Source organism: Alcaligenes faecalis (assembly GCF_009497775.1).
Lineage (GTDB): Bacteria > Pseudomonadota > Gammaproteobacteria > Burkholderiales > Burkholderiaceae_B > Alcaligenes > Alcaligenes faecalis_D.
The window spans coordinates 241,306-259,937 of record NZ_CP031012.1 but is presented as its reverse complement, the minus strand read 5'-3'; the positions used below and the strand labels follow the sequence as shown (position 1 = coordinate 259,937).

The window sequence follows — 18,632 nt, the reverse complement described above, 5'->3', positions numbered from 1 at the left end:
ATCTTCCCCACGCAATGCAGTGCCCAGGGCGAACCCTGGGCGCCTGGGTTTAGCCTTCGCAGGTGCGAGGCGTAATTTTCTTCTCGGCGGCGTATTTAGCCGACATTTCCTTGACTAAAGGATCGACATATTTCTTGTCGGACTGATACCAGTCGGACACGACTTCAAACTTGCTGCCGTCCCACTGCACAATACGGGCCCAGTCATCACCCATGTGGTTGTTGCACGAGGTTTTGACGGGACGCATGATGCCTTCAAAGCCCAGCTCTTTCAGACGAGCTTCGTCCAGATTCAGGTTCTCGAAGCCCCAGCGCACTTGCTCGGGAGTCATGTGCTGACCTTTACCGAACTTCTCTTGTGCGGTGCGGATCGCTTCAACCTGCATCATGGAAATCATCATGCCGCGGGTGTGAGCCAGAGTGCCGACGTACTTGTCACCGTTTTCCGCGCCTTTGCCTTTGGCGTGCATCTCGCGCACAGCGTCATGCACTGGACCGTCCTCGGCACTGTTGTGAATGGTGATGCCCTTGTAGCCCTTGGCGGTCTGGCCCAGATCGACCACATCACTCTCGGACGCTGCCCACCAGATACCGTAGATCTTGTCACGTGGGTAACCCACGGCCTGCGCCTCACGAATGGCAGTGGGCGTCATGATCCCGGCGCTCCACAGCAGGACGAAGTCAGGACGGTTTTTACGCACTTGCAGCCAGGTGGATTTTTGTTCCACGCCAGGAGCGGTCACAGGGTACAGATCCAGCTTGAAGCCTTGCTCTTTGGCACGTGCCTGCAACAGGGCGATAGGCTCTTTACCGTAAGGCGAGTCGTGGTAGACCAGAGCAATGCGCTGATCTTTCAGCTTGTCCTCGCCCACTTGCTTGGCGATGTCCTGGATCATGACGTCAGCCGCCGTCCAGTAGGTGCCCAGCAGCGGAAAGTTCCACTCGAACACCGCACCGTTAGCCGAGTGCGACAGACCGTAGCCCATGGTTTCAATGGTGACGCCATCGACAAAGGCCTTGTCGGTCAGCGCGAAGGTAATGCCCGTGGACTGGGTATCAAAACCCGAAGCGCCGCCGTTCTTGCCTTTCATGCGCTCGTAGCACTCTACGCCGCGGTCCGTGGCATACGCCGTTTCACACTCTTCGTATGCCAGCTTGACGCCATTCACACCGCCATCACGTTCATTGACCAAAGCCAGATAGTCCAGCTTGCCGTCCGCCCATGGGATACCCAGTGGGGCAAACGAGCCGGTGCGGTAGGTCAGCAGGGGAATGTACTGTTCCTCGGCTGCCACAGCGGCTGTACTCATGGTCAACATTGCAGCGCAAGCACTCAAACCGAGCACAGCGCGTTTCAGTCGTGTTGTCATCTCCTGGTCCTCCGATAAGTACCATTTGTCTAAGTACCCCGTCCCGATTGGCGGGGCTGTTGTTGTAATGAACTGCCTACCTGCTATTAATGGGGGAAGGGCCACAAACGCAGCTTTTCCTTACCAATACTCCAGAGTCGAGCCAAACCGTGCGGCTCCACAATCAAGAAAAATACGATCAGGGCACCGAACACCATGTGCTCAATGTGCGAGGCGGTATCCACGCCAATGGACACACCGAACCAGTGCGGTACGTTGGTCAGGAACACGGGCAGCAGAACCATGAAAGCGGCACCAAAGAAACTGCCCACAATCGAGCCCAGACCACCGATGATCACAATGAACAGCAACTGCAAGGAACGGTTCAGGTCAAAGGCGAGCGGCTCCCAGGAACCCAGGTGCACAAAGGCCCACAAGGCACCGGCCACACCGATGATGAAGGAGCTGACGGCAAAGGCCGTGAGCTTGGCGTAAACCGGGCGGATACCAATCACCTCAGCGGCCACGTCCATGTCACGAATCGCCATCCATTGGCGACCAATCGCGCCACGCACCAGGTTCTTGGCCAGCAAGGCAAACACCACCACAAAGATCAGCACGAACAAGTACTTCTGCATGGGGGTTTGAACTGGCAAACCAAAGGCGCTCAAGGCTGGCACCGACACGTTGCCCGAGGGCGAGTAGTTCGTGAAGAAGGCGATACGCAGGAAAGCCCAATCCACAAAAAACTGTGCGGCCAGGGTCGTGACGGCCAGGTACAAGCCCCGGATACGCAAGCTGGGGATACCGAAAGCCACACCCACCAAGGTGGCGAACACACCGCCCAGCAGGATCTGCAAGACCAGTGGCAGCTCCGGAATACGAACACCAAAGTTCCAGGCGGCGTAGGCGCCCACAGCCATGAAGGCACCCGAACCGATGGAAATCTGGCCGCAATAGCCCACCAGAATGTTCAGGCCAATCGCTGCCAGGGACAGGATCAGAAAGGGGATCAGAATGGCTTGCAGGAAGTAGTTGGATGCCATGGCTGGCACCAGCAGGAATGCCACCAGCAACAAGCCCAACACCACATAGCGATCCTGGCGGATGGGAAAAATCTGCTGGTCAGCCCGATAGCTGCTTTTGAACTGACCATTTTCGCGGTAAATCATATCGACTCCACCTCAGACGCGATCAATAATCTTCTCGCCGAACAGACCTTGTGGTCGGAACAGCAGGAACACCAGGGCCAGCACATAAGCAAACCAGATCTCGATGCCGCCACCTACATAAGGGCCCAGGTAAACCTCGGACACCTTCTCGCCCACACCGATAATCAGGCCGCCCACAATGGCGCCGGGCACCGACGTCAGACCACCCAGAATCACCACCGGCAAGGCGCGCAGCGCTGCGGTCGACAAGGTGAACTGCACCCCGTATTTGGAGCCCCAGATAATGCCCGCCACCAGAGCCACCAAACCGGCCACGGTCCAGACCACAACCCAGATACGGTTCAAAGGAATACCAATGGATTGCGCTGCCTGGTGATCGTCCGCCACCGCCCGCAGGGCACGGCCCACGCTGGTGTATTGGAAGAAGATAGCCAGGGCTACAACCAGCAGGGCCGCAACCACGGCTGAACTCAGGTCTTCCAGGCTGACCAGCACACCGCCTTCAAACACGGATTCCAGAATGAAAGCCGGGTCTTTGGGCATGCCCACGTCAATGGAGTACACGGAACTGCCAAACACGATCTGGCCCAGGCCATCGAGCAGGTAGCTGATACCGATGGTGGCCATCAGCAAGGTTGTGCCTTCCTGGTTGACCAGATAACGCAACACCCAGCGTTCAATCACGACAGCCAGCACAAACATCAAGATGGCCGAGACGATGAAAGCCAGCACATTGCCCAAAATGCCAGGCTCCATGCCCAGCAACTGCGGAATCCACTGGGACAGACGGGCCATGGCCAATGCAGCCACCAGCACCATTGCACCCTGTGCAAAGTTAAAGACACCCGATGCTTTGAAGATCAGGACAAAGCCCAGCGCGACCAGGGCGTACAACATCCCGCTCATCAGCCCGCCCAGCAAAGTTTCAAGAAAAAATGCCATGTCCGTTCCCCTCAATGGCCAGCGCCAAGATAGGCGCGGATGACGTCCGGGTTTTGTCGTACTTCGTCCGGTACTCCGTCACCAATTTTCTTGCCATAGTCCAGGACCACCACACGGTCCGAAATATCCATGACCACACCCATATCGTGTTCAATCAAAACAATCGTGGTGCCGTACTCTTCGTTCACATCCAGAATGAAACGGCACATATCCTGCTTTTCTTCGATGTTCATGCCCGCCATGGGCTCATCAAGCAGCAGAATGCTCGGTTGCATCGCCAGCGCCCGGCCCAGGTCAACCCGTTTTTGCAGGCCGTAAGGCAGGCGTCCTACCGGCGTTTTGCGATAGGCCTGGATCTCCAGAAAGTCGATGATGCCTTCCACGTATTCACGGTTGCGAATCTCTTCACGCTCGGCACCGCCCAGTCGGAAAGCCTGGGCAAACACCCCGCTTTTCATATGCAGATTGCGGCCGGTCATGATGTTGTCCAGCACACTCATGCCCTTGAACAGCGCCAGGTTCTGGAAGGTACGGGCAATGCCCTGCTCTGCCGTGTGACGCGAGTTCATGCGTGCATAACTCTGGTCCCGCAAGACAATCTCGCCTTGTTGTGGTGCATACACGCCGTTGATGACGTTCAGCATGGAGCTTTTGCCTGCACCGTTCGGGCCGATGATGGAGCGGATCTCGTGTTCACGAATGTTGAACGAGATATCGGTCAGTGCTTTCACACCCCCAAAGGACAGCGAAATATTCTTCAAATCCAGTACCACTGGGCCAATGCGACGGCCCGGCATTTGCGCCTCACTCATCATGCGCTCCTTGCTGCTACGTCTGTCATGCGCTCAATGTGCAGGTCTGCCGAAATGCGACCGCTGCGCCCATCCTCAAACTTCACTTCTGTCTCCACAAACTGCCTGTCCAAGCCGTTGAACAGGGCGTCGACCAGAACCTTGTACTTTTGCGCGATAAAGCCGCGACGTACTTTGCGGGTACGGGTCAGTTCATCGTCATCCGGGTCCAGCTCCTTGTGCAGAATCAGGAAGGCATTGATGCGCGAACCGGCCAGCTTGGGATCGTTGGCCAGATCCTCGTTAACCTGCGCCACGCAATCGCGAATCAAGGCGTAAACCTCGGGTTTGCCCGCCAGGTCGGTGTAACCGGCATAGGGCAGGTTGCGACGCTCGGCCCAGTTGCCCACGGCTTCCAGATCAATATTGATAAAGGCACACACCTCTTCCTGGCCGTCACCAAAAGCCACGGCTTCTTTGACGAAGGGGAAGAACTTGAGCTTGTTCTCGATGTACTTGGGTGCAAACAAGGAGCCATCGGCCAATTTGCCCACGTCCTTGGCACGGTCGATGATCTTTAACTGACCATCCGTGTCCAGATACCCGGCATCACCCGTGTGATACCAGCCGTCCTCGGTAAAGGACTCGGCGGTGGACTCGGGATTGCGGTAGTACTCCTTGAACAAACCGGGGCTGCGCACCTGGATTTCACCGTTATCAGCCACGCGGATTTCCACGCCTTTCACAGGTGGGCCTACGGTGTCGGCACGCACATGGCCATCTTCCTGAACACAAACGAATACCGAGGTTTCGGTAGCGCCGTAAAGCTGCTTCAGGTTGATGCCAATGGAGCGGTAAAAGTCGAACAGATCGGGGCCAATGGCTTCACCGGCGGTATAGGCCACACGCACGCGGCTCATACCCAGGGCATTACGCAAGGGGCCGTAGATCAGGATATTGCCCAGGCCATAGCACAGGCGATCCCACATCCCCACGCCGGGGCGCTTGTCCAGAATCTGCACACCCACGCGGTGCGCCAAAGCCATAAAGCGCTTGTACAAGCCACGCTTCAGGGCACCGGCATCTTCCATGCGAATGGTCACTTGCGTCAGCAAGCCTTCCAGCACGCGGGGAGGAGCAAAGTAATAGGTTGGGCCTATGTCGTGCAGGTCGATGGACACGGTTTCGGGCGACTCGGGGTGATTCACCGTAAAGCCTGTGACCAGGAACTGCGTATAGGAAAACATGTTCTGCCCGATCCAGGCGGGAGGCAGGTAAGCCAGCACTTCCTCGGCATCGGTCAGCGACTCCAGCTCCTGAATAGCCAGACCGCGATCCACCAGAGCGCCGTGGGTCAAGACCACGCCCTTGGGCTTGCCGGTGGTACCGGAGGTGTAGAACATGGCAGCAGCATGCTCAGGCGTAATGGCCTTCCAGATACGACGCACACAGTCCGGATCACGCGCCAATTGCAAGCGCCCCTGCTCCATGACCTGTTCGATGTATTGCAGCTGTTCTTGCTGATAGTTGCGCAGACCGCGTGGATCGTCATAAATCAGCGCATCCAGATCGGGGCACTGGTCCCAGACTTCCAGCAGCTTGTCGACCTGTTCCTGATCCTCGACCACGGCCACGCGTATGCTGGCATCCAGCAAGACGTGCAGCATTTCCTGGGCCACCGCATCCTGATACAGCGGCACGGGTACGGCGCCCAGCATTTGCGCCGCCATCATGGCCAGATACAGGCGCGGGCGGTTTTCACCGATCACCGCGACGTGCTGACCGTCCTTGACACCCAGCCCGGCCAGGCCCGCAGCCAGTTGCTCGGCCTGTTCAGCCAGCTCCTGCCACGTCCAGGTCTGCCAGATTCCCAGGTCTTTTTCGCGCATGGCAACTTTGTTGCCGCGCACCTGGGCATGGTGTTCTATCCAGGCTGGGAAGGTGCCGGGTAAACCCGCTACCTGCTCTTTATCCATCCGCACAACCATGTCTCCTCCGAATTTTCCCGGCTTGTTATGGTCCAGGAGGCTGCTTATGATTGCGGCAGAAGGCTGATGTTCTGCCTTCAAGCTATTTGCAGCCTGTTATTAATCAAGTTATCGGCTGCCCGTCCCGAAGATTGTCACGGACATGACATTCGACCTTTATCGAGGGTTAATCCTCATGCTTGTTGTAGATGCTTTATCCGAGCGAGCCGCCTGGTTTCGCCTGTTGACGCCCGAGCTGCAAGAGCGTGTCCGCCGCGACACACTGATCACCGCATACGAGGCCGGAGCCATCGTCGAACGCAAGGGAGAACGCGCCACCGCATGGATCGGCGTGCTCTCGGGTTTGCTCAAGGTGTCGGTGGGAAATTCCGAAGGCAAGATTGCCTCCATGACCGGGGTGCCTGCCGGTGGCTGGATAGGCGAAGGCTCTTTGCTGAAAAACGAAGAACGCAAATACGATGTGGTGGCCTTGCGCGACAGCCAGGTGGCCCGCTTGCCCCTGCACAGTTTTAACGATTTGCTGGACCAGAGCATTGCTTTCAACCGCTACCTCCTGCATCAGCTCAATGAACGTGTGGCGCAATTTATCGGCAAGGCGGAATACAACAGCCTGTCTACGCCCGATGCCCGCGTGGCACGTTGTCTGGCAGAGCTGTTCAACCCGCTGCTCTACCCCGGAAAAGGTCTGCGCCTGGACATTACCCAGGAAGAAATCGGCTACCTGGCGCGGGTGTCGCGCCAGCGTGCCAACCAGGCCCTGCGTCAACTGGAAAACGAAGGGCTGTTGCTGATCAAGTATGGTGGCGTCCAGGTGCTGGACCTGGACGGCCTGAAACGTTACGGCGATGAGTATGCCGCCTGATTATGCGGCCACTATGGGCCGCATCACCGTCAATCCATACGGATGCCTGCACGCTCGATAACCGTGGCCCATTCAGCGCGTTCACGCTGGGCATAGGCCTGGAATTCATCGGGCGTCATGGGCATGGGCTCTACACCCATCTCGCGTATGCGCTGGTCCAGTTCAGGCGTTTTCAGGGCCTGCATCAAATCCTGGCTCAAGCGTTGACGGGCCGCTTCATCCATCTTGGGTGGCCCCACGATGCCCTGCCAAGCATAGGCGTAGAAGTCGGCAATACCGGCTTCGGCCATGGTGGGCACGTCAGGCAACAAACCACTGCGCTCAGGCGTGGCAACGGCCAGCACCCGCAGTTTGCCTGCCTTGATGTTGGACAGTGCTGCCGCGGAGTCCACAAAAGACATATCCACCTGACCACCTAACAAATCCTGAATGGCAGGGGCGGCACCCTTGTAGGGCACGTGCACGATCTTGGTGTCCGTGCGCTGCTTGAACATTTCCAGCGCCAGATGGTGTGGGGACCCACTGCCAGCGGACGAGGACGTCAGTTTTTCAGGCTGTTTACGAGCGGCTTCCAGCAAATCCGCCACCGTCTTGTACGGAGACTCTTGTGGCACCGCCAGCATCAGGGGAAAACGAGCCAGACCGCCCACATACGTGAAGGCCGCCGGATCGTATTGCAGCTTGCTGTACAGGGAGGAGTTGAACGCCAACGTACCTGAATCGGCCGTTCCTACGGTATAGCCGTCCGGCTTGGCGTTGCTGACGTAGGTTGCGCCAATAATGGTGGCCGCCCCCGGTTTGTTTTCCACAATCAGCGTCTGGCCCAGGCTGCTTTCCAATTGCTTGGCGACCAATCGGGCAATCACATCTGAACCGCCCCCTGCGGGATAGGGCACTACCCAAGTCACGGCAGACTGGGGCCAGTCTGCTGCCATCGCCGTTCCTGTCAGGCTGGCGCTTAGCAACAGCACACCGGCTCCAAAGCTCTTCCAATGCATGATGTCTCCTCCATGCGTGCAGACAGCGCTTGTGGCGCTATTCTTTTTAAGTATTAAGCATCCCGTCCGGGATGCGCAGAGACATTATGCGCGGACAGCCCTGCGCAGGGCATTAGTAACGATGCTGATATCGATTAGTGGTAATCGCGTGCGCCAAACAGGGCCGAGCCGACCCGAACTTCGGTAGAGCCTTCCTGAATCGCCAGCTCGAAATCCCCGCTCATGCCCATGGACAGGCCTTGCACCTGTTCATAGCCCAACTCCACCAGGCGATCGCGCCACTGGCGCAGAGTAGCAAAGCAGGCGCGTACCGCCTGGGGGTCTTCGCTATTGACGGCCATGGTCATCAAACCACGCACATTCAAGGTATCCAGCGAGCGCAAGGACTGCATGAAGGCAGGTAATTGCTCCGGTGCCAAACCAAACTTGCTGGGCTCCGGCGAAGTCTTGACCTGGATCAGCACATCCAGGCTACGCTGCTCGGTTTGCAGATGCCGATCCAGCGCCTGAGCCAACGACAAACGGTCCAAAGACTGTACTTCGCTGGCTAAACGTGCGATCTCTTTGGCCTTATTGCTCTGCAGATGGCCTATCATCACCCACTGCACCGCGCGATCGGCCAGCTCTGCCTGCTTGTCCCGAATCTCCTGAACCTTGTTCTCGCCCATTCGTGACAGGCCCAAATCCAGGGCTTGAGCCAGCACGGGCACAGGAAAGGTTTTGCTTACCGGTAAAAGAGCCACCGCATCAGCAGGGCGGCCGGCCTGCAAGCAAGCCTGTTCGATGCGTTGACGCAACTGCGCCAAGCGACCAGAAAGGGAAGAGTCAGAAGAAGCCATCAATGCACCAGCACCCAGATAAAACCATCGCAAACGCTGCAAACACAACAGCGGCCATTTCCGATAGCATAACTGTTGCACACGGCCACCGCTAAGCCAATCCACAGCGTGTTTGCCAGGTTCTGCGTCTGTGCGCATTTTGCGTCTTCACTGTGTACTCGTATCCCGTTTCCCCAACCTTATCGAGGAGCTCATGACAGATCGTCCCACCCATGCTTTGCCGTCATACCTGAACGCCGACGACGTCGGCCCGTGGGGTATTTATCTCGAACAAGTGGAGCGAGTCACTCCGTATCTGGGCAAACTGTCCCGATGGGTTGAAACACTCAAGCGCCCCAAGCGCACGCTGATTGTCGACGTACCCATTGAACTGGATAACGGCACTGTGGCCCACTTCGAGGGCTATCGCGTTCAGCACAATACTTCCCGTGGCCCAGGCAAGGGCGGCGTGCGCTACCACCAGGACGTCACCCTGTCCGAAGTGATGGCGCTGGCTGCCTGGATGTCGATCAAATCGGCTGCCGTGAACCTGCCATTTGGCGGTGCCAAGGGCGGTATTCGTATTGACCCGCGCAACCACTCCCAGGCTGAACTGGAGCGCATCACCCGCCGCTACACCAGCGAGATTGGCGTGATCATCGGCCCCAACAAGGATATTCCTGCACCGGACGTGAACACCAACGCCCAGACCATGGCCTGGATGATGGACACCTACTCCATGAATGTGGGCGGCACCAGCACTGGCGTGGTCACCGGCAAACCCGTGTCCCTGGGCGGCAGCCTAGGCCGTGTGGAAGCCACCGGCCGCGGCGTGTTTACCGTAGGTTGTGAAGCGGCCCGCGACGCCGGTATCGACCTGAATGGCGCCCGCGTCATTGTGCAAGGCTTCGGTAACGTAGGTGGCACCGCCGCCCGCCTGTTCCAGGAAGCCGGTGCCAAGGTGCTGGCCGTACAGGATCACACCGGCACGGTGTACAACCCCAACGGTCTGGACGTGCTGGCCTTGCTGAACCACATGGAGCAGCACAAAGGTCTGGCCGGGGCACCCAATGCCGAGGCCATTTCCAACGAAGACTTCTGGCATGTCGAAACCGATCTGCTGATCCCGGCCGCACTGGAAGGCCAGATCAACAAGAACAATGCCGATCGCATCCGCGCCCGCATTGTGATCGAAGGCGCCAACGGCCCCACCACTCCTGAAGCCGACGACATCCTGAACGACAAGGGCGTGACCATTGTTCCGGACGTAGTGGCCAACGCCGGTGGCGTGACCGTGTCCTACTTCGAGTGGGTCCAGGACTTCTCCAGCTTCTTCTGGACCGAGGACGAGATCAACAACCGTCTGGAAATGATGATGCGCTCGGCCTACACCACGGTGGCGGCGGTTGCCAAAGAGCACAACGTCACCTTGCGTACGGCTGCCTTTATTGTGGGTTGCGCCCGCATTCTGGAATCTCGTCAGGTACGCGGCCTGTATCCTTAAGCTCGTAAGGCGGCGTACTCGGTTTATGCCGCTTTTTATGAGCAAAATACAGCGCTTGTGCAAAAAAAACAGGGGGAAAGCGGTAGAATCGGGCATCCAGGATATGACACCCGTATGAAACCCTTACCCCCTTTCTCTTTGACCGCAAGGACGTTGCTGTGAATAACAATGACCTGAACGCGGCGGTCCAGGTACGCGACATCCACAAACGCTTTGGCACCAACGAGGTGCTCAAGGGCATTTCCCTGCAAGCTCACAAGGGCGATGTGCTCTCCATTATTGGAGCCTCCGGCTCGGGCAAAAGTACCCTGCTGCGCTGTATTAACCACCTGGTCGTCCCCGATCAGGGCGAAATCCAGATCGGCAATGACATTTTGCGCAGCCATCGCAATCGCAAGGGCATTTGCCAGACGGACAATCCGCGCCTGCTGGAACAAGTCCGCGCCCGCTTGGGGATGGTGTTTCAGAACTTCAATCTGTGGTCGCACCGCACGGTGCTGCAAAACGTCACCGAAGGCCCCATCCACGTCAAAGGCCGCCCGGCCCGTGAAGCGGCTGAGTACGCCCGCGAACTGCTGGGCAAGGTGGGTCTGAGCAATAAGTGCGATGCCTACCCGGCCGAGCTGTCCGGCGGCCAGCAGCAACGCGTGGCTATTGCCCGTGCACTGGCCATGGACCCGGATGTCCTGTTGTTTGACGAGCCGACCTCGGCGCTGGACCCGGAAATGGTGGGCGAAGTGCTGCGCGTGATTCGCCAGCTGGCCCAGGAAGGCCGCACCATGATCCTGGTCACCCACGAAATGAATTTTGCGCGTGACGTGTCTTCCGAGACCATTTTCATGCACAACGGCCTGATTGAAGAACGTGGCCACCCCAAAGACCTGTTCGATAGGCCACAATCCGAGCGTCTACAGCAGTTTCTACAACCAATGCAGTAAGATCATCGCTTCGTGAATACGACACAGGCTGGAAAACCAGCAGGGCTAATACGGCCCTCACCAGCCTATCCACAAAGGAGAGCCAGACCATGAGTTTCCTCAGCAAGACCCTGATCTGTGCCAGCCTGGCCCTGTTGGGCTCCCAGGCTGCAATGGCAGACACCCTGAAAATCGGTACCGAAGGCGGTTACCCACCATGGAGCATGGTGGACGCAGCCGGTAAGGTCACCGGCTTTGACGCCGACGTGGGCGCTGCCCTGTGCAAGGAGCTGAACAGCGACTGCAAATTCATCGTGCAAGCCTTTGACAGCCTGATCCCTTCGCTGGATGCCAAGCGCTTTGACCTGATCATCTCGGGCATGTCCTACACCCCCGAGCGTGCCAAGCGCGTAAACTTCAGTATTCCTTACGCTGTTGAAGACGCCATTTTCGTTCTGCCCAAGAACAGCGATCTGGTTGGCGCGGACAACGAACAAGCTATTTTTGATGGCCTGGCTGGCAAAACCATTGGCGTTCAAGGTGGCACCACTCACGGCGCTTTCCTGTCCAAGAAAGCCCCCAAGACCACCGTCAAGAACTACGAGACTCTGGACCAGATGCAAATCGATCTGGACGCCGGTCGTCTGAACGGCACCTTTGCCGACCTGACTTCCCAGTCCAAGTTCCTGCACAAGGTTGGCGAGCAGAACTTTGCCCTGTCCAAGCTGGTCATCAAGGGCTCTTCCGACCCTGAAACCCTGGGTTATGGCATTGCCGTCGGTATTCACAAAGACAATGCAGAGCTGAAAGCCAAGGTTGACGCTGCCCTGTGCAAGCTGATCGACGATGGCACCGTCAAGACCGCCAGCGAAAAGTGGTTTGACATCGACATCGCCAACTACGAGATCTGCAAGAAATAAGTCGAGAAGTACCACTTGATGCTAGAGACCATTTTTAATGTGCTGCGCGAAGGCTGGGGCTGGATGTTCCTTCGCGGAGCAGCAATGACCTTGCTGATCTCCGTTTTGGGCATGGCCCTTGGCGTAGTCATTGGGATTACAGGAGCCAGCATCAAGACCAACGGGCCACGCTGGCTGCGTGGCCCCGTTAGCCTGTACACCACGGTTGTTCGCAGTATCCCCGAGCTGCTCATCATCTACCTGCTGTTCTTTGGCTCGGTCCAAGTCGTCTCCGACCTGGCCGATTTCATGCGCATGGAAGATGTGATGACGCGCTGGTTCCCCGCGCTGGTCGGCATTCTGGCCATTGGCCTGATTGCAGGCTCTTACAGCGTGGAAGTGTTTCGCGGTGCCTTGCAAGCCATTCCCGAAGGCCAGATCGAGGCCGCCAAAGCCATTGGCATGTCCCCCTGGCAGCGCCTGCGCCGCATTATCCTGCCGCAAATGTTCTGGTACGCCCTGCCGGGTGCCAATAACGTCTGGCAAACCGCACTGAAAGACACGGCTCTGATCTCCCTGGTGGGTCTGGTCGAGATCATGCGTGCCGCGACCCTGGGTGCCGCCAACACGCGCGAACCCATGGCCATGTATCTGATTGCAGGCGTGCTTTATTTTCTGATTGGCGCCTGTAGTCAGGCCCTGTTTTTGCTGGCCGAACGTTACACCGGCAAAGGCATGAGAGCCCGGGCATGATTGATCTGGAATTATTCAAGACCACTGTCGAAACCCTGTTCAAAGGGTTTGGCTTGAGTGTGTATATCGGTCTGTGGGGCATTGTGCTCTCGCTATTCATTGGCCTGTCGCTTGCCTTGATGCGCCAGTCCAATAGCCGCGCCCTGCGCAGCTTTGCCTTTAGCTACAGCACCCTGTTTCGCGGCACCCCCCTGCTGGTGCAACTGTTCCTGCTGTACTACGGCGTGGGCACTCTGAGTTTTGTAAAGGAATCACCCACTCTGTGGTGGCTGTTCAGCGACGGCATGCGCTGCGCGATTCTGGCCATTGGCCTGAACAGTGGCGCCTACGTCAGCGAAGTATTCCGTGGCGGTTTCCAGGCAGTGCCAGTGGGCCAGATTGAAGCGGCCAAATCCATAGGCATGTCCGCCTGGACACGGTTTCACCGCGTGGCCTTCCCCTTGGCAATCCGCCAGGCCCTGCCCGCCTATAGCAATGAAATTGTGCTGGCGATTAAAGGCACCAGTCTGGCTTCGACCATTGCCGTCATGGACCTGACCGGCCATGCCAAGCGCTTGATGAACCAGAACTACGCCATCATCGAGACCTTTGTTATTGCAGGTTTGCTGTACCTGCTGATCAACTTTACTTTGCTGTCGGTGGTGCACCTGATCGAGCGCTGGCTGAAAGTACGCCGTTAACGCGGCGTTATCCTGAAGCAGTCTCTCCGCACCCCATAGCGCTACTACTGGACGCGGAACACTCTCATGCCGACACGCCCCAAACTGGCCCTGGTGGGCACAGGCGGCACCATCGCCGCCACTACTCAGTCCAATACTGGCCTGACTGATTACGACATCACCCAGGGCGTGCAAACGCTGTTGCAGGCCGTACCCGGCATTACCGAGCTGGCTGATCTGGAATGTCATCAGGTTTTCAATGTGGACAGCCGGGCGATGGGCTCGCTGATGCTGCTGGAGCTGTCGCACAAGCTCAATGAGCTGTTGGCCAGGCCGGATATCAATGGAGCCGTGATCACTCACGGCACCGACACGCTGGAAGAAAGCGCTTTTTTCCTGCACCTGACCCTGAAAACCGACAAGCCCGTGGTGATGGTGGCTGCCATGCGCCCCGCCTCGGCCCTGAGTGCGGACGGACCACTGAACCTGTATCAGGCCGTCCAGGTAGCCTGCTCTTCCCTGGCACAGGATCAAGGCGTACTGGTCTTGCTGAATGATCAAATCCACAGTGCGCGCTTCCTGAGCAAACAACACACGACACAAACCAGTGCCTTCGGCTCGCCCGATGCTGGCCCCTTGGGCCTGGTTGCAGGCGGCCAGCCGCGCTTCATGATGCGTACTCTGCTGCCCCATACGCACAGCAGTCTGTTCGATGTACGTTCCTTGCACAGTCTGCCTAAAGTCCAGGTCTTCTACGATCATCCCGACACCTTGGCAGAGCTCTACCGCCATGCCGCGCAAAGTGGTGTGCAAGGCATTGTGGTGGCGGCAACCGGGAACGGCAGCCTGACTCCCGGTGCGCTAGAAGGCGTCAGCCGGGCGCACAGACTGGGCGTGGTATGTGTTCGGGCTTCGCGTATCCATGCAGGGCCTGTGACAGACAGCGCCTACGATGAAGATCACCACACAATCGCTGCGCATTATCTGCCCGCACAAAAAGCCCGGATCTTGTTGATGCTGTGTCTGGCAAGCAAACTGGAACACGACGAGATTGAGGGTATTTTTCGCGATTACTAAGTCGTGATCATGATGAGTCTTCAACGGCCAGACCGAATCAAGATCCGGGCTTGAGCTGTCGACTCGTCATTGGCAGCCCACTATGCACAGACCCTATCGCCACTACGCCAACTCCAACTGTCGCCGACTGCTGAAACGCCGTGGCTGACCCGTTACGGGGTCTACAAATGCAATATGTCGGGCCAGTAACTGCAACGGTTGGCTAAAGTCATCCGCATCGCGCTCCGGCAACAGCTCGGGATAGAACACATCATTGACGATGGGCGCCCCCAGGCTGCTTAGATGCACCCGCAATTGATGTTTGCGACCACTTTGAGGACGCAAGCGATACAGCGCCAAATGCTGTCCCTGCTCGGTATGCCATTGGCGCTCGCACACGATCTCGGTGCTGCTATTCGGTTCTCCGGCCACCTCTTCCATTACAAAACGCCCCGGCACCTCTTTCATGCGACTGCTGTACAGTAGTCCATTCGCCAGTTTCTCTTGAAACGGCGCGACGGCTTCATATTCCTTCTCGATCTCGCCCTGCTGAAACAGAGACTGGTACGCACCACGAGACGCAGGATCACGGCAAAACAGCAAGATTCCCGCTGTTTCCCGGTCCAGCCTGTGAATAGGACTGATGTCATCCTCTCCAAAATCACGGCGCAAACGAGTCAAGGCGGTTTCGGACAAATAACGACCACCCGGCGTCGTTGCCAGGAAATGCGGTTTATCCACCGCAATCAAACGCTCATCCTTGTAAAGAACAGGCATCTCAAACGGCACCACTGCTTCGTTTTCCACCATACGGAAATACCATAGCCAACGCTCCGCCTGATAAGGCGAGCCGGGCTGTTGGCGGACTCCGTCCTGGTCCAGAATGTCGCCACGGGCCAGTCTCTCCAGCAGAACCTCGGGGCTGACATGGGGGAAGCGTTCCAGCAAGAACTCTTCCAGCAGGCGCCACGAACCACGCGGACACCATACTTTGCTGGGGCTGACCCCATCACGAGACGCCAGGGGTGGGAGAGAACGAATAGATGTCATCACAAAAGCCAAACAGAAAACGGCCCGCTTGCGCAGCGGGCCTGAAATCCAGGGCCATCAGTGTACTACCAGCCGCCACAGGGGCGGCTGGCGCTTGAGATCAGGTTTGGGCAGCACCGTGTGCAGGCAAAGCACGCCGCATCCGCACACCCTGCCTTGTCCACAACCAGACCAGAATCAGGAATGCTGGAAGAAACACCCAGAACTCGGATGGACGATCGGGATGCGGCACTTTAACCTGCTGGATATCCCAACCCTGCTCCCATCCCCCTCTGCGTGCCGAACTGCCAAAGGCAACCGATGCCACTTGAGCCGTGTCTCCAAAGGCCATGACCGTCAGACCTGCCAAAGAAAGGCGTTTGCTGGCCGCGGCCAGTCCCGTCGCCTGATCTCCTTCCGGCAAGGCTGGCAGAGAAACGGCAACCGTTTTCTGCAAATCCTTGCCTTCCAGGTTCATCCCGGCCAGTTGCACCACCAGATTGCCCCCGTCCGGCGTGTTCTGCACCACCTGCATCAACTCGGAGGCGGGACGGCTTTGATACTTCTCGCTGACATGGTCCATGAACCAGTCCGGACGGAACAGCATGAACGTGACCAGCAACAGCAAGATCGTCTCCAGCCAACTGGTTTTGATACGCAACCAGCCCATTGTTGCCGCCGCAAATGCCAAAGAGGCCACGGTTGCGCCCACCACGACCAGGACCAACTCCCAGACACTGTGTATGCCGATCAACAAGAGCATGGGGTTGAAGATGAACATGAAGGGCAGCACCGCCGTACGCATGGCATAAGTGACGCCCTGCACCCCGGTCTTGATCGGGTCCTCCCCTGAAATGGCAGCGGCTGCAAAGGTAGCTAACCCCACAGGCGGCGTAATATCCGCCATGATCCCGTAATAGAACACGAACATGTGGACTGCAATCAGCGGGATTACCATTCCGCTTTGCGCCCCCAGCTCCACCACGACGGGTGCCATCAGTGTCGCCATCAGAATGTAGTTGGCGGTGGTGGGCATGCCCAAACCCAAAACCAGGCACACGGCGGCGGTAAAGAACAGCATCACCAGCACATTGCCCATGGAGACCAGCTCCACAAAAGCTGTCATGCGCAGGCCCAGACCTGTCAGGGTAATGGCTCCCACAATCAAGCCTGCTGTCCCGCAGGCAATCCCGATACCCACCATATTGCGGGCGCCTTCCTGCAGTCCTGTCCAGACCTCACTGACACCCTGGCGCAGCGGTTGAGCCGTTGCCTGCTTGCGGAACCAGGCGATGATGGGACGCTGTGTGGCCATCTGAAACAACATGGCCATTACAGCCCAGAAAGCCGACAGACCAGCAGACATCACCTCTACTGTCAGACACCACACCAAAATACCGATCGGAATCAGGAAATACAAACCGGCACGTACGGTAGGCCAAGGCTCAGGGCGCACCGGCGTCTTCACATTAATGTCGGTGGGCAGATCCTCGTGATCTGCAGCCACTTTCAGCAAGAACACATACAGCACCAGCAGCAAAAGCAGCAAAATCCAGATCGCCGCATCACCCGCTACTGCCTGAACTCCAACACCTATCCAGTAAACCAGGCCCATCACAATCAAGGTGCCGGCGGTACCCATGCCCCAGCCCGCCAGTTTCTGGGTAAAGGTCTTGGGCTTGCCCGACGCCATCATGGGCTGAATACCCAACTTCAGCGCTTCCAGATGCACGATATAAAATAGTGCGATGTATGAAATGACCGCAGGCAGCAAGGCATGCCGAATGATGTCGGTATATGGGATGCCTACATATTCAATCATCAAAAAGGCAGCCGCCCCCATGACGGGCGGCATGATCTGACCATTGACGGACGAGGCTGTTTCAATCGCCCCGGCCCGAATACCGCCGTAGCCTGCTTTCTTCATCAAGGGAATAGTAAAAATACCGCCCGTCACCACATTGGCGACGGAAGAAGCCGACACAATCCCGTTCACGGCCGAGGAGACCACGGCAACTTTGGCCGGCCCACCCCGCAAATGCCCCAGCAAGGCAAACGAAACCTGCATCATGTAATTGCCCGCCCCGCAGCGATCCAGCAAGGAACCAAGCAGTACAAAAATAAAGATATACGAGACCGACACGCCCAGAGCAACCCCGTATACGCCCTCCGTGGTCAGCCACATATGCGAGACCAGGCGCTGCAAGGACGCACCCCGGTGAGACAAGGCATCGGGCAGCCAGGGACCCAGAAAAATATAAGCAATAAAAACAATCGCCAGCACCGCCATGGGCGCGCCCAAAGAGCGCCGCGTCGCCTCCAGCAGCAACACCAGACCCATACTGGCCACCACCACATCCATCGTGGTGGGGATACCGGGGCGAGTCGCCAGTTCTTTATAGAAAAAGAACAAGTACGAGCCGCAAAAGGCCGCGATCAGGGCCAACAACCAGTCGTGAATCGGAATTCTGTCCCGCGCGGACTGCTTGCGGGCAGGGAAAGCCAGATAAGCCAAAAACATGGCGATGCCCAAATGCAGGGCACGCGCTTCAGTGTCATTGAAAATGCCCAAATTCAGGGCAAACGGCAGCGGAGAGGCATACCAAAGCTGAAACAAGGACCAGCCTATTGCAGCCAAAAACAAAACCATGCCTGCGGCACCCGCCACAGAACGGCCACCACGATCGACATCGGCAACCAGTTTTTCCAGTTCTGCCGTCTCATCCTGTGTCAGGGCGATGTCCGGCCCCGTTTTTTTATGTTCTTGTTGTGTCATTTACATTTGTCTCCAGGAAAACCTGGCGTGGAGCACCGGCACCGCCGACACCGTCAGCAAAGCACCCGATCTACCTGAGCCGGGCAGCCCAGGACCTCCAGACCAGAGGCAAGGCCACAG

16 protein-coding genes are annotated in these 18,632 nt (G+C 57.6%); 7 read left to right on the top strand and 9 right to left on the bottom strand.

What is annotated here, in order from left to right:
* Nucleotides 1-49 precede the first annotated feature (49 nt).
* The 5 genes from DUD43_RS01155 to DUD43_RS01135 form a co-directional block, all read right to left on the bottom strand.
* Complete coding sequence (locus DUD43_RS01155; RefSeq protein ID WP_409049750.1) at nt 50-1,318, bottom strand: ABC transporter substrate-binding protein; 1,269 nt, start codon at nt 1,316-1,318, stop codon at nt 50-52.
* A gap of 137 nt (nt 1,319-1,455) precedes the next feature.
* A complete protein-coding gene (locus DUD43_RS01150; protein WP_009460133.1) occupies nt 1,456-2,520 on the bottom strand; it encodes a branched-chain amino acid ABC transporter permease in 1,065 nt (354 codons plus the stop codon).
* A 12-nt stretch (nt 2,521-2,532) separates the two neighbouring features.
* Nucleotides 2,533-3,462 carry a branched-chain amino acid ABC transporter permease gene (locus DUD43_RS01145; RefSeq protein ID WP_153228800.1) on the bottom strand — a complete coding sequence of 310 codons (930 nt, stop codon included), beginning with the start codon at nt 3,460-3,462 and terminating at the stop codon, nt 2,533-2,535.
* Nucleotides 3,463-3,473: 11 nt separating this feature from the next.
* Nucleotides 3,474-4,259, bottom strand: a complete 786-nt coding sequence (locus tag DUD43_RS01140; protein ID WP_009460135.1) for an ABC transporter ATP-binding protein — start codon at nt 4,257-4,259, stop codon at nt 3,474-3,476.
* 14 nt (nt 4,260-4,273) lie between these two features.
* Nucleotides 4,274-6,241: an AMP-dependent synthetase/ligase gene (locus DUD43_RS01135; RefSeq protein WP_153228799.1), complete on the bottom strand. Its 1,968-nt coding sequence runs from the start codon at nt 6,239-6,241 to the stop codon at nt 4,274-4,276.
* A 175-nt stretch (nt 6,242-6,416) separates the two neighbouring features.
* On the opposite strand from DUD43_RS01135, the gene DUD43_RS01130 reads away from it, so the two are divergent.
* Entirely contained in the window at nt 6,417-7,103 is a 687-nt protein-coding gene (locus DUD43_RS01130; RefSeq protein ID WP_153228798.1) for a Crp/Fnr family transcriptional regulator, read from the top strand.
* A 29-nt stretch (nt 7,104-7,132) separates the two neighbouring features.
* On the opposite strand, the gene DUD43_RS01125 is transcribed toward DUD43_RS01130, so the two are convergent.
* Together DUD43_RS01125 and DUD43_RS01120 are read right to left on the bottom strand one after the other, a co-directional pair.
* Nucleotides 7,133-8,101: a Bug family tripartite tricarboxylate transporter substrate binding protein gene (locus DUD43_RS01125; RefSeq protein WP_153228797.1), complete on the bottom strand. Its 969-nt coding sequence runs from the start codon at nt 8,099-8,101 to the stop codon at nt 7,133-7,135.
* 134 nt (nt 8,102-8,235) lie between these two features.
* Nucleotides 8,236-8,940 (bottom strand): YggS family pyridoxal phosphate-dependent enzyme, encoded by a 705-nt coding sequence (locus tag DUD43_RS01120; protein ID WP_194273481.1) that lies wholly within the window; start codon nt 8,938-8,940, stop codon nt 8,236-8,238.
* A gap of 193 nt (nt 8,941-9,133) precedes the next feature.
* Here DUD43_RS01120 and DUD43_RS01115 point away from each other — a divergent pair, with 193 nt between their 5' ends.
* From DUD43_RS01115 to DUD43_RS01090, 6 genes are all read left to right on the top strand, one after another.
* On the top strand, nt 9,134-10,423 hold the full coding sequence (locus DUD43_RS01115; protein ID WP_153228795.1) for a Glu/Leu/Phe/Val family dehydrogenase: 1,290 nt from the start codon (nt 9,134-9,136) through the stop codon (nt 10,421-10,423).
* Between the two features lie 158 nt (nt 10,424-10,581).
* Nucleotides 10,582-11,361: an ABC transporter ATP-binding protein gene (locus DUD43_RS01110; RefSeq protein ID WP_009460150.1), complete on the top strand. Its 780-nt coding sequence runs from the start codon at nt 10,582-10,584 to the stop codon at nt 11,359-11,361.
* A gap of 89 nt (nt 11,362-11,450) precedes the next feature.
* Nucleotides 11,451-12,260, top strand: a complete 810-nt coding sequence (locus tag DUD43_RS01105) for a transporter substrate-binding domain-containing protein (RefSeq protein WP_153228794.1) — start codon at nt 11,451-11,453, stop codon at nt 12,258-12,260.
* 18 nt (nt 12,261-12,278) lie between these two features.
* Nucleotides 12,279-12,992, top strand: coding sequence for an ABC transporter permease (locus DUD43_RS01100; protein WP_153228793.1), 714 nt, complete (start codon nt 12,279-12,281; stop codon nt 12,990-12,992).
* Complete coding sequence (locus tag DUD43_RS01095) at nt 12,989-13,672, top strand: ABC transporter permease (protein ID WP_153228792.1); 684 nt, start codon at nt 12,989-12,991, stop codon at nt 13,670-13,672. Before DUD43_RS01100 ends, DUD43_RS01095 begins: the two co-directional genes overlap by 4 nt.
* A 66-nt stretch (nt 13,673-13,738) precedes the next feature.
* Nucleotides 13,739-14,728: an asparaginase gene (locus DUD43_RS01090; RefSeq protein WP_153228791.1), complete on the top strand. Its 990-nt coding sequence runs from the start codon at nt 13,739-13,741 to the stop codon at nt 14,726-14,728.
* A 102-nt stretch (nt 14,729-14,830) separates the two neighbouring features.
* Here the strand turns inward: DUD43_RS01090 and DUD43_RS01085 are convergent, their stop codons facing one another.
* Complete coding sequence (locus tag DUD43_RS01085; RefSeq protein ID WP_153228790.1) at nt 14,831-15,757, bottom strand: pseudouridine synthase; 927 nt, start codon at nt 15,755-15,757, stop codon at nt 14,831-14,833.
* A 100-nt stretch (nt 15,758-15,857) separates the two neighbouring features.
* On the bottom strand, nt 15,858-18,512 hold the full coding sequence (locus tag DUD43_RS01080; RefSeq protein WP_153228789.1) for a TRAP transporter permease: 2,655 nt from the start codon (nt 18,510-18,512) through the stop codon (nt 15,858-15,860).
* Nucleotides 18,513-18,632: the final 120 nt, after the last annotated feature.